General features: G+C 41.3%; 10 protein-coding genes. 5 read left to right on the top strand and 5 right to left on the bottom strand.

Translation table 11 applies throughout. The annotated features are described in order from the left end of the window. Positions 1-287 precede the first annotated feature (287 nt). On the top strand, positions 288-2,990 hold the full coding sequence (ppdK, locus tag WFY05_RS19020) for a pyruvate, phosphate dikinase (RefSeq protein WP_340114507.1): 2,703 nt from the start codon (positions 288-290) through the stop codon (positions 2,988-2,990). Between the two features lie 415 nt (positions 2,991-3,405). Here ppdK and WFY05_RS19025 read toward each other — a convergent pair whose 3' ends face one another. The 5 genes from WFY05_RS19025 to WFY05_RS19045 form a co-directional block, all read right to left on the bottom strand. After that, positions 3,406-4,068 (bottom strand): response regulator transcription factor, encoded by a 663-nt coding sequence (locus tag WFY05_RS19025; protein WP_340114508.1) that lies wholly within the window; start codon positions 4,066-4,068, stop codon positions 3,406-3,408. Then, a complete protein-coding gene (locus WFY05_RS19030; RefSeq protein WP_340114509.1) occupies positions 4,055-4,843 on the bottom strand; it encodes a sensor histidine kinase in 789 nt (262 codons plus the stop codon). Before WFY05_RS19030 ends, WFY05_RS19025 begins: the two co-directional genes overlap by 14 nt. Before the next feature lie 103 nt (positions 4,844-4,946). Next, positions 4,947-5,450, bottom strand: a complete 504-nt coding sequence (locus tag WFY05_RS19035) for a hypothetical protein (RefSeq protein ID WP_340114510.1) — start codon at positions 5,448-5,450, stop codon at positions 4,947-4,949. Between the two features lie 153 nt (positions 5,451-5,603). Next, the gene (locus WFY05_RS19040) at positions 5,604-6,266 is read right to left on the bottom strand and encodes a hypothetical protein (RefSeq protein ID WP_340114511.1); all 663 of its coding nucleotides are present in this window, start codon (positions 6,264-6,266) and stop codon (positions 5,604-5,606) included. A 284-nt stretch (positions 6,267-6,550) separates the two neighbouring features. Beyond that, positions 6,551-7,708 (bottom strand): hypothetical protein, encoded by a 1,158-nt coding sequence (locus WFY05_RS19045; RefSeq protein WP_340114512.1) that lies wholly within the window; start codon positions 7,706-7,708, stop codon positions 6,551-6,553. Between the two features lie 213 nt (positions 7,709-7,921). Between WFY05_RS19045 and ruvX the strand changes: the two genes are divergently transcribed. The 4 genes from ruvX to trkA all read left to right on the top strand — a co-directional run bounded on the left by ruvX (position 7,922) and on the right by trkA (position 12,520). Beyond that, positions 7,922-8,347, top strand: coding sequence for a Holliday junction resolvase RuvX (gene ruvX / locus WFY05_RS19050; RefSeq protein ID WP_340114513.1), 426 nt, complete (start codon positions 7,922-7,924; stop codon positions 8,345-8,347). Between the two features lie 5 nt (positions 8,348-8,352). Continuing rightward, positions 8,353-8,910 carry a peptide deformylase gene (def, locus tag WFY05_RS19055; RefSeq protein ID WP_340114514.1) on the top strand — a complete coding sequence of 186 codons (558 nt, stop codon included), beginning with the start codon at positions 8,353-8,355 and terminating at the stop codon, positions 8,908-8,910. Positions 8,911-8,962: 52 nt separating this feature from the next. After that, entirely contained in the window at positions 8,963-10,993 is a 2,031-nt protein-coding gene (locus tag WFY05_RS19060; protein WP_340114515.1) for a ComEC/Rec2 family competence protein, read from the top strand. A 192-nt stretch (positions 10,994-11,185) separates the two neighbouring features. Further along, entirely contained in the window at positions 11,186-12,520 is a 1,335-nt protein-coding gene (gene trkA / locus WFY05_RS19065; protein WP_340114516.1) for a Trk system potassium transporter TrkA, read from the top strand. Positions 12,521-12,535 lie beyond the last annotated feature (15 nt).

The raw sequence follows: 12,535 nt of genomic DNA on the forward strand, positions 1-12,535 counted from the left end.
TGATAACAAATCGATCCGCGAAAAATAAACAATCTGACAGCACAATTTAACCGCCTGTTAAATGCATCGAATTTTTTATTGATCCATTCAAAAGATTCGAGAATAGCGGGCAAAAGTTAAAATCAAAATATGAAAACATTATACTACTTTCATATTGGATTATTTATATCTAAATGACAGTCACTTATGCCCCGAAAAACTTTCAATTTTTAAAAAATTGAAGTACTTTAGCAGCCCGTTTTTAAAACGTTTCTAATTCTAATTTATATAACTAAAAAATACATTTTATGGCAAAGCATGTATATACCTTCGGAGCTGGAAAAGCAGAGGGTAAAGCAGACATGAAAAACCTCCTTGGAGGTAAAGGTGCTAACCTTGCTGAAATGAACCTTATCGGGGTACCGGTTCCACCCGGATTTACCATTACCACCGAAGTTTGTACCATGTACAACGAGCAGGGTCAGAAAGCAACTTTCGATTTAATTAAGCCCGAGGTTGAAGCAGCAGTTGCATTGGTTGAAGAACTTACTGGAACAGAATTTGGAAGTAAAGAAAATCCTTGTTTGATGTCAGTGCGATCAGGTGCACGTGCATCGATGCCCGGCATGATGGATACTGTTCTTAACCTGGGAATGAACGAAGATGCAGTTGAAGGCATTGCTAGAAAATCAGGGAATTCCCGTTTCGCTTGGGATTCATACCGTCGGTTTGTACAAATGTACGGCGACGTAGTTATGGAAATGAAACCTGCAAGTAAAGAAGAAATTGATCCTTTTGAAGAAATTATTGAAGAATTAAAAGAAGAAAAAGGAATACAATTAGATACTGATTTCACTACTGAAGATTTACAAGAGCTAGTTACACGTTTTAAGGCAGCCGTTAAAAAAGTTACCGGAAAAGATTTCCCTACCGATCCATGGGAACAACTTTGGGGTGCAGTAGCTGCAGTTTTTGGAAGTTGGAACAACGACCGCGCCATATATTACCGCAGGATGGAGCAAATTCCTGACGAATGGGGAACTGCTGTAAACTGCCAGGCCATGGTATTTGGAAACATGGGTCTTACATCAGGAACAGGTGTTGCATTTACGCGTGATGCTGCAACCGGAGAAGATATTTTTAATGGTGAATACCTGATAAACGCCCAAGGTGAAGACGTAGTTGCAGGTATTCGAACTCCACAGGAAATTACTCTTGAGGGTTCAAGAAGATGGGCTGCACTGCAGGGAGTTTCGGAAGAAGATCGAGCAGCGAAATATCCTTCGCTGGAAGAAGCAATGCCTGAAATGTACCAACAGTTAAACGAGACTCAACAAAAACTGGAAGATCATTACAGCGATATGCAGGATCTTGAATTTACGATTCAGGAAGGTAAATTGTGGTTACTGCAAACCCGTAACGGGAAACGCACCGGAGCAGCCATGGTAAAAATGGCCGTCGATATGCTGGAAGAAGGCCGCATTGATGAAAAAACTGCATTGCAACGTGTTGATGCAGCTAAATTAGACGAATTACTTCACCCTGTTTTTGATACAGCGGCAATGAAAGCTGCAAAAGTATTAGCCAAAGGGTTACCTGCATCTCCCGGTGCCGCAACGGGACAGATTGTGTTCTTTGCCGACGAAGCTGCAAAATATCCGGAGTCAGTATTGATTCGCACCGAAACTTCTCCTGAAGATTTAGAAGGAATGAACATTGCTAAAGGCATTCTAACTGCTCGTGGAGGTATGACTTCACACGCGGCAGTTGTAGCCCGTGGAATGGGTAAATGTTGTGTATCGGGTGCAGGTGCTGTAAAAATTAATTATAAAACCCGCGTGATGACCATCGACGGAAAAGAATTCCGCGAAGGTGAATGGATTTCACTGAACGGTTCAACCGGTGAGGTTTATGAAGGAAAAGTAGATACAATGGATCCTGAGTTAAGTGGAAACTTTGCAAAAATTATGGATCTTGCTGAGAAATTCACCCGTATGAGTGTTCGCACCAACGCCGATACTCCTCACGATGCACAGGTTGCACGCGACTTTGGTGCAAAAGGTATCGGTTTGTGCCGAACAGAGCACATGTTCTTTGAAGGCGAAAGAATTAAAGCCATGCGCGAAATGATTCTTGCTAAAACAGAAGAAGCTCGTCGTAAAGCACTCGACAAACTGCTGCCTTTCCAGCGTGAAGACTTCGAGGGAATTTTGGAGGCAATGGCAGGCTACGGTGTAACCATCCGTTTGCTCGATCCGCCATTACACGAATTTGTTCCGCACGAAGAAGCCAACCAAAAAGAAATGGCTGACGAAATGGGAATCAGTGTTGACGACGTTAAAGCTTTGGTTGAAGACCTTCACGAATTCAACCCAATGTTAGGTCACCGCGGATGTCGTTTAGGAAATACTTATCCTGAAATTACCGAAATGCAGGCTCGCGCCATTATTGAAGCTGCCGTTAACCTGAAGCAAAAAGGTGTTGATGCCCGTCCTGAAATTATGGTTCCGCTGATCGGTACTGTGAAAGAATTGAAACTTCAGGCTGACATCATTCATAAAACTGCCAAAAAGGTATTCGACGAAAAAGGTGCCACTGTAGATTATATGGTAGGAACAATGATCGAGATCCCACGTGCAGCAGTAACCGCTGATATGGTTGCTGAAGTAGCTGAATTCTTCTCGTTTGGGACCAACGACCTTACCCAGATGACCTTTGGTTATTCGCGCGACGATGCCGGTAAATTCTTACCGGTTTACCTGCAAAAAGGTATCCTGAAAAACGATCCGTTCCAGGTGCTCGACCAGGAAGGTGTTGGACAGGTGGTTCGCATGGGTGTTGAAAAAGGCCGAAGCACTAAACCAAACCTGAAAGTGGGTATTTGTGGTGAGCATGGTGGTGAACCATCTTCAGTAATGTTCTGCGACAGTGTTGGAATGGACTACGTAAGTTGTTCGCCATACCGCGTGCCAATTGCACGTGTTGCCGCAGCACAGGCTAACTTGAAATAAGCTATTAGCACTATATTTAAGAAGAGCTGTTCCGCATGGAACGGCTCTTTTTTTGTGCCTTTAGGAAGCGACACGTAGAAATACGCATACAAATTCACGTAGTTCTACGTATGTATTTCACGTAGAAATACTCTTGACTGGAAGGTATTTCTTGTTGACCTTTGTAAAACAAATTTTGAACTGAATGAAAACTTTAAAACAAAATATTACACATCATCAAAATTTGTACTCAAAGACACCAAGCGTTCCTTGTTTCAATGTCACCGAGAATTACTCAATTTTTTTGTCCCACTCGATTACTGTCCCTCTTCCCTGAGCCCGGTGATAAAAAATAAGGAACGAATTTCCAACCAGGGGCCACTTTCTTTTTAAGTGCCCCTTTTTTTTGCCTAAAATTTTAAAGCTAATTTTTTGTTTAAACCGTCACCAAATGATTTTTGATGGCGAAAATAACCAGGCCGGCTACATTCCGGGTATTCGATTTAGCAAGCAGGCTGCGTTTGTACCCTTCAACGGTACGGGCACTCAGTGCCAATTGTTCAGCGATTTCGGAGGCCGTGAGTTCTTTGCAAATCAACTTAAGCACCTGCAACTCACGTTCTGAAAATTGATCGGATGCTTCAACTGAAGACTTGTTTGTTTTAAGTTTCGAGGATCGTAAAAATCCGTTGGTTAAACTCGATGAAAAATAGTATTCGTTCTTCATCGTCATGTGGATGGCCAATTCCAACTCTTCCGGATCAGCATTTTTTAGCAGGTAACCATCAACACCCTGTTCCACCAAGTGCGAAACCAGTTGCACATCTTCTTCCATACTGATAATAATTATGCGCATACCGGGATAACGGATTTTTAACTGTTTTGTCGCTTCAACGCCATCCATCACTGGCATTTGGATATCGAGCAAAACAAGGTCGGGAAGTTCATCTTTTGCAGCTAACAGATCAAGCAGTTCCTGTCCGTTTGCGGCTTCTTCCACCTCGTTGGTAAAATCGAAATCGTACAGCAGCGCGCAAATCCCCTTTCTGAAGAGTTTGTGATCGTCGGTAACTACAATATTTAATTTATCCTTGTTCATTGCCGTTCCAACAAATTATGGCACAAGTGCCTTTCCCGGGTTTCGATTTCAATTTAAAACGTGCACCCACCATTTCGGTGCGGCTCTCCAGATTTTTTAAGCCCAAGCCGGTTGCCATTTTTTTGGTCAGATCAAAACCTTTTCCATTGTCGCAGACCACAACCGAAACGCCGCTTGCAAACCTTAAATTCACAAAAATAGTTTCGGCCTGAGCATGTTTAATGGCGTTGTTCACCATTTCCTGTACTACCCTGAAAATAGCCAATTCGGTTTTAATGTCTATACGATAAGCTTCGCCGCTTTTCCAACACTCGACCTTTACCTCATCGGCTTTGTTCACCCAGTTGGCCATTTCCTCGATAGCACTGTATAAACCCAGTTTCTCGAGTGAAGGCGGTAATAATGAACGTGAAATTCCCCGAACCTGTGTGATCACTTCGTCGAGGTACGATTTTGTTTCGCCGGCCACTTTACGGGCTTTGTCCTCGCTTTGCTTTTCAATGCGGCCCACATTTAGTTTTACCACCGAAAGCATGGCCCCAACTTCGTCGTGCAGATCTTGTGCAATACGTTTTCGTTCTTTTTCCTGGGCCTGAATGGTATTCTTAATGATCTCTTTTTGCTGATCATGTTTTACCTGGTTTAGCTCCAATTGTTTCCGCAATAAGCGTTTCTGATAACTAATAAAAAAGAATACCAAACCACCAGCCAGTAGTAACATGCCTACCGTCCCGATAAAATACACCAGTACTATGTCAGAATTTCCCGCTCCCAATGCTCAAATTTTGTCCGAACAATAAAAGTACCAACAAAACTTGATTATCATATTATTGAGATTCACTTTTTTTAAAAAGTTACCATTTACTTAGCATGGTAAATTATGATGAAACTGTTTTTTTCTGTTTTCCGGCCTTCCAAAAACCAACAGCAATTAAGAAGTAAAATGTTACGTTTAAAAAGGCATTAAAGATTGCAGCTTGTTTAGCAATGTCATTAGAATATTCCAGTAATAGCGTAAACAAAATGTTGTAAAACAATACTCCGGAAAAATTAATCAGTATGGCAGTATTTATCCAGATCATGGGTTCATCGACTAACTTTTTTATATTCGCTTCTGTCATAATCCGATAATAATAAAGTATCGAAAAAACTATTAGTAGGATACTACTGAATGAACGCACATGAGAATACTGAGTAAATTTCTGTAAAAAAATGGGATTCAGAATGCAATACGCCATAAAAACAACAATGATTACCATCATCCACTTCTTCTTAACAATCCCAACCAGCACTTTCGAATAGAACAAAGCCAGAAATAAAAACTCTAATGGGAAATAAATTTGGCCCAGCCAGTGATTTCTTGTGATACCGAAAAAGTACATTATGAACTGTGTTGATTCAGTTAAGAAAGCCATGATTACAAATACATACAAAAACAGGAAACTATTCCTGATCTGTTTTAAAAAATAAGTACCTGTAATTATCGCCAACAATTCGACGAACGGACCCAAATAGAGATAAAAAGGCATTAATTTTTATGAATTATAGATGCTTCTTTCGTCACAAAATGGTGGGCATGGTGCTGTTAAATCAAAATCTTCCTGCTCTTCATCATCAGTGCTTGCAGCTGCTGCTTCCATTGTCGTTGTTGTTTTTACTCCGCTGATCATCACGCTCATGGTTTTTTCGATTCCATAATCAATCAAAGCCTCATCCCTTTTCTGAACCATAAATATTTCGTGCAATTCGAATTTGGTGAGCAAGTAAGCATTCGGATAAATGTATTGGCGATACACAGCACCCGGATCCTCGGCGTCGATTTCGCCACTTCGCCATTTGCGGTATAAATGTATGCTTTCGATCACTGCTTTTGTGTTGTTCGAAAAATCAACATTTTCCTTCTCCAGCTTAAACACCGGAGTTTCGTAATCGGCGTAAACGTCGCCGCTACCCAGTAAAAAAGCAGATACAGCAAATGCGCAAAGTTTATATTTACCATCATCTTTAGCGCTTTCCAGCCCCAGGTATATACGAACCCGATTTTCATTTTCGCCCGCTAAAGCCAGGTAAGTATCTTTTTGAAGGATAATTTTGGGAACTTTCAGATTAAAGGTTTTATCCTTTTCTGCTTTAAAATTTTCGCGCCAGTTTTTGGCTTTGGCAGCTGGGAGCTGATCTCTTTTCAATTTTTTAGTCATTTTATTCAAGCATTTGGTGGTTTAAAAATAGCTAAAAAATCACAGGGAAAAACAAATTCTTAAACATAAAACTGATTTAGGAGAAAAGCATTTCAAATTGCGGTGTTTTAATTTGTCTGCAGGTCAAAGGATCCGATCCTTTAGAAGCATCGGATCCTTTGCAAAAAAATCTACCCGCAAAAAGATTTACGGGTAGATGGTCGAACATTATATGAGGGGAAGGTTTAGTCTCCCTTACAAGGCAAAATCATACCATGCATTTTAGTTTCGAAAGCCAACACTCACTAATAAAAATCGATATCGAAATTGATATGAACACCCGGGCTTACATAACTGTCGTTGTATGCATAATACCTTTCGGGATAGTGGATAAGACGAAAACCGTAGTTCGTTGATTCAAAGAACAAATTTCCAATTCTGAAATACAGATAACCGTTAATGTAAACGCGTTCGTAGTAGTCGGTGGGTAAATAATCGAATGCAAAGCCGTAAGGCAGATCAACCAGGATAAAACCTATTCCCGGACGAAAGCGGAAAAAATGCCCGTTGTAACAATAATACCTGTTATGGTTGTGGTAAAACACAAGTGGTTGAACATCAAATCGGCGTATTACATGACCATATCGTGGATGATGGAAATAATACTTGTGGTACCTGTACGAATACGGATTGTATCCCATATAGTAATCGCGCCAGCTGCTGTGGTTCCAGCGATAGCGTTCCCACCTTCTGTCCCAGTGATTACTGTTATAATAGTTGTAATGCGAGTAATATTTTTTGCCCTTGTGGTTGTACCTCATGTCGCGCGGACGATAATTATCTTTCCAGTATTTATTGCTTCCACGGTAGTCGCGGTTAGGTGTATAACGTCGGTCCGATTTATCGATTCTGTAGAAATCGCGGTTTTCGCTTGTCGTTCTTCCGCCTCGACTGGCCGAATTTACACTTGCTGCCTCGCGGGAAGAAGCACTCCGAACCTCCCTGGTAGCTCTTTCATTTCTGTTAGAAACAGAATTCGCATTGTTTCTGGTACTGTAAGTGGTTGTTACCTGACGAGGAGATGAACTGTTCCTCTGACTATTGGTATTCGCCTTGGTTCTCTGATTGTGACTCGTGTTAACCGGTCTTGGCGCGCGGTAAACATTGCCTGAGGAACGCGTTGTACGTTTAGACGAATTTGATGACTTTGTTGCTACCTGCTGAGATCGGTTTCTAGGTGTGGTTACACGTCGGTTAACTGACGACCGATCGACTTTGTCGTAATTTTTATACGTGCTTTTTTTCTGGATAGTATTTTTTCGGTCGTTACTTCTTCGCGATTCATTGCTACGTGTTTCGCGCTGTGAAGAACGTCGTTGTGCATTCGCTGGAATTATACTTGCTGTAATAACTGCCGCCAGAGTAATCATCGTGGCAAACAGTCTGAATTTTGTTGTTTTCATGGCTTGAATCTTTAAAATTCAAAAAGTTGTTCGCTTCTCTCTTTTGGCGCCTAAATTATTTAAACCGGTAATTACGTTTCACTTTGCAAAGGCTGTGCCAAAGTCTGCAACAATTATTAACACTCCGCACTTACTCTCTGATAATGAGACAGGATAGCATATCTTTTTTTTCTTGACAATTCTCTCTACTTTTGCAGCGGAAAAATCAGAATAATGGCGAGGATTTTATGTTTAGACTATGGAAGGAAACGGGTGGGTATTGCAGTTACCGATCCGGGACAAATCATAGCCAGCCGTTTAACCACGGTTCCTACACACACTTTGTGGGAGTTTTTGAAAACCTATTTTGAAAAAGAAAATGTGGAGCTATTAGTGGTTGGGTATCCGCGGCAAATGAACAATGAAGCTTCAGAAGCTGTTCGTTACATAAATCCGTTTCTGAAGAAATTTCAGAAAGTTTATCCTGAAGTTAAACTGGAATTATTTGATGAGCGATTCACTTCAAAAATGGCTTTTCAAACCATGATTGACGGAGGCATAAAAAAGAAACAACGACAGGACAAAGCCATGATTGATGCAGTGAGCGCTACCATCATTCTGCAAAGTTATTTAGAACAAAAAAGGAATTTAAGGAGTTAACGAAAATGAAATATCCGGTTACCGTATACGGAGATCCCTTGCTTCGCAAAAAAGCGAAAGAAATAAGCAAAGATTACCCCAACCTGAACGAAGTGATCGAAAACATGTGGGAGACCATGTATTATTCCGATGGTGTTGGTTTGGCTGCACCACAGGTGGGCTTGTCCATTCGTATATTTTTGGTTGATGCCAGTTCGGGTGCCGACGAAGAGCCCGAATTGGAAAACTTCAAAAAGGTTTTTATTAATCCCGAAATTCTGGATACAGACGGCGAAGAATGGATTATGAACGAAGGCTGCCTGAGCTTGCCCGAAATACGTGAAGATGTTGAACGCCCCGATGAAGTAACCATTCGTTATTTCGACGAAAACTTTGTGGAACACGAAGAAACGTTCAAAGGTTTTGCCGGCCGCGTTATTCAACACGAGTACGATCACCTGGAAGGCATTCTGTTTATTGATTACTTAACGCCACTCAAAAAAAGATTGTTAAAAGGAAAGCTGAATAACATTGCCAAAGGCAAAGTGCAGCCGCACTACCGTATTAAAATACCCGTAAAATAGTAACCCTTTACGGTTTTTCACGTTTGAAGGATTAAATCCAACAAACATAACTTTGAAAAACCTTTTTCAGAACATACCCTCGTTAAGACTTATCATTGCAGTGGCAGTGGGTTTTCTTATTGCAGAAAAAATTATTGTTCCAGTACCGGTCCTGCTAATTGTCAGTATGTTGCTTTTGGCGGGTTTACTTATTCTGAACCGGAACTACCGTTTTCATCTGGAAGCTTTTTTTGGCAGCCTGGTATTTCTCCTTTTTATTCTGGTAGGCAGCATGTATTTTAACGTGTACAATTCCACGCCTCGATTTTTCGATGAAGGCATGTTTTGGGGAACAATACTGGAAGTTCCTGAAGAAAAATCCAATTCTTACAAATCGCTCGTTCAGCTTAATGCCGTTAAAGATTCGGAGAAAGTTTGGCAATGCAATGAAAAGTTACTGGTGTATTTCGAAAAAGATTCGACAGCTATGAATCTGAAACCGGGCAACACTATTTTATTTTCGGGAAACCCCGAAATGGTAAAAAACAACGGCAATCCTTATGAGTTTGATTACCGGAAATACCTGTCGCGAAAAAAGATCTATCGGAGCGTTTATCTTACAAAAAGCGACTGGACACTTAGCACACGACAAAAACAATCGTTTAAAACTGTGGCCGAAAATGTACGCGAACGCTTATTGAGAATCTACCGAAGTTACCATCTGGGCACCAAAGAAACAGAAATTCTTTCGGCATTAACACTCGGCTATAAACGTGGCCTCGATCCAGAAACAAAACGTACATTTTCGTCGGCAGGTGCCATGCATGTGCTGGCCGTTTCGGGATTACACGTTGGAATTATTTTTGGCATTTTTGCCTTGTTTTTCGGGTTTCTGAAAAATCAGAAAAGAGGCAAAATTCTTTATGTTCTGCTTGCGGTGGGAACACTTTGGGCCTATGCGTTTATTACGGGGCTGTCTCCTTCAGTAATGCGCGCAGCTGCTATGTTTTCGCTGGTTTGCATTGCAAGCGCCATTCAACGCCGAACCAACATTTACAACACGCTCACAGCATCAGCAATGCTTTTACTGCTAATTAATCCCAACAATCTCTTTGAAGTTGGATTCCAGCTGTCGTATACTGCGGTTTTTGGCATTGTTTATTTGCAACCCAAATTGTACGGATTGTGGCCTGCAAAAAACAAAGTGGCCAAATTCTTTTGGACACTTTTGACGGTTTCTGTTGCTGCACAAATTGCCACCTTTCCGCTCAGTGCTTATTATTTCAACCAGTTCCCAACTTACTTTTGGTTAAGCAACCTGCTTGTAATCCCTGCCGTTATTGTACTTATCTCGCTTGGTATGGCTCTGCTGATTTTTTCTGCGTTTCCAATACTGGCAACGTGGTTGGCAGTTGTAACCGGCTGGGCAGTAAAATTTGTTTACATTTTTCTGGCCTGGATCGAGAACCTGCCCTTTGCAGTTCAAAACATCAACCTCACAAAAATGGCTTTGTATTGTGTGATTGCTGTGCTTCTTTTTTCCTTTCTATTTATGGAGCAGAAAAGAATGCGCTACATAAAGTTTGTGCTATCGGCACTTATAATTCTCGCCGGATCGAATCTCACCTTAAAACTTCAGCAACAAAATAAGTCGGAATTAATTGTTTACAATAACTCACGAAACTTGGTTATCCAGCTCATAAGCGGCTCAAAAAACTATGTGATCTCGGAAGCGCCTCTCGATTCAACAGACTTTATTCTCCGTGCAATTCATAATGTCGAACTAAGACAAAGACTTGCAACTGCCGAATACTACACATTTCACGAAAATTATACTGATGAACTTCTCTTCCTTCAAAAAGAGTTTATTCGCTTTGGGGATAAAAATATATGGATCGATTGTTCCCAAAGCAACAGGCCAAAATTTATTAATCCCGATTTTATCATTTCTGCAAGCAATACATTGGCCGATCTGCCGGAATTTCCTTCTACAAGTTTGATCAGTAATGCCTACACTAAAAAATCGAACAATCCGAACGTTCATTTTTTGCGCTACGAAGGAGCTTACAAGCAGCAATGGAAAACCAAACAGGCAGTAAACTAACGAATAACGGGATTTATTTAAACAAAAAATAACTTCCATTTCTTTTATGATTGGTGAGTATGCTATTATTTCGAAACTTTGAGAATGTTAAATTTACAGAAACGCACCGGTTAAAAGTGCATTTTTCATATTGGATTCTGTAACTTAATACATTATTTTGTTGCGTTTTTTTGAATACAAAGACAGCAGACTATGAAAGTTGTAATTGCCGGTGCCGGCGAAGTTGGAACACATCTGGCCAGAATGTTATCGAACGAAGATCACGATATTGTTTTGCTCGATGATTCTCCTGAACGGCTATCAAGAATAAGTAACGAGGTTGATCTTATGACAATTGTAGGATCGGCGCATTCATTTAGCGACCTGAAAAAAACAGACCTCGCCAAAGCCGATTTGTTTATTGCCGTAACACCTTTTGAAGAACGAAATGTTCTGGCTTGTGCCATGGCGTCGTACCTGGGCGTTGGCAGAACCATAGCACGCATCAATAATCAGGAATATTTGCAGGAAAAATACCGGGCAAAACTGAATAACATGGGTATTCACGAATTGATTTACCCGGAAAGTCTTGCAGCCAAAGAAATTGTGGCTTCGGTAAAACAAACCGTTACGCGCCAAAGCATCGAATTCTCGAACGGGAAACTGTTGCTGCTTGGAATAAAAGTTCGCGACAATGCCCCGGTGCTCGACCAGAGTTTTGAAAACCTGGCGGTTGAACACCAGCACTTGTTGGTGGTAGCAATTAAGCGCAACAACGAAACCATCATTCCAATCGGAACCGACTCGATACAAAGCGGCGATGTGGTTTTTGTGGTTACAACTCCGGCAGAACAACACAATGTGTTCGACCTGATGGGGAAAAAACAGTTTGATGTTAAGAACATCATGTTTTTGGGTGGTAGCCGGATTGCACAAAAAGCCTGCGAAAAACTTGGTGAGCACTACCGGATAAAAGTAATTGAGAACGACCGTGAGAAATGCGAGCAGATTGCCGATAAATTTGGCCATGTTCTCGTGATAAACGGTGACGGCAGAAATCTCGATCTGCTGAAGGAAGAAGGTATTGAAAAAATGGATGCCTTTGTAGCCACCACCGGCAACTCGGAAACAAACATTCTTGGATGTAACCTGGCAAAAACGCTGGGCGTTAAACGTACCGTTGCCGAAGTTGAAAACCTGGCATACATGAAACTGGCCGACAATACGGGAATCGGTAGCATTATCAATAAAAAGCTGATTGCAGCAAGTTACATTTACCGTTTCACATTGAATGCAGAAATCTCGAAAGTGAAATGCCTGACGGCTTCTGAAGCTGAAGTTTTTGAATTCATCGCCAAACCGGGAGCGCGCATTACCCAAAAACCGGTTAAGGATCTCGATTTCCCTGCCGAATCAAAGATCGGAGGTATTATTCGTGGTAACATGGGATACATCGCACACGGATACACCCACATCCAGGAGGGAGACAAGGTGGTTGTTTTCACTCTTCCTGCAGGAATCAGAAAAATCGAGAAGTTCTTCAAATAAGCCCTCTTCAAAGGA

The sequence above is a fragment of the Maribellus mangrovi genome (assembly GCF_037646455.1).
Lineage (GTDB): Bacteria > Bacteroidota > Bacteroidia > Bacteroidales > Prolixibacteraceae > Draconibacterium > Draconibacterium mangrovi_A.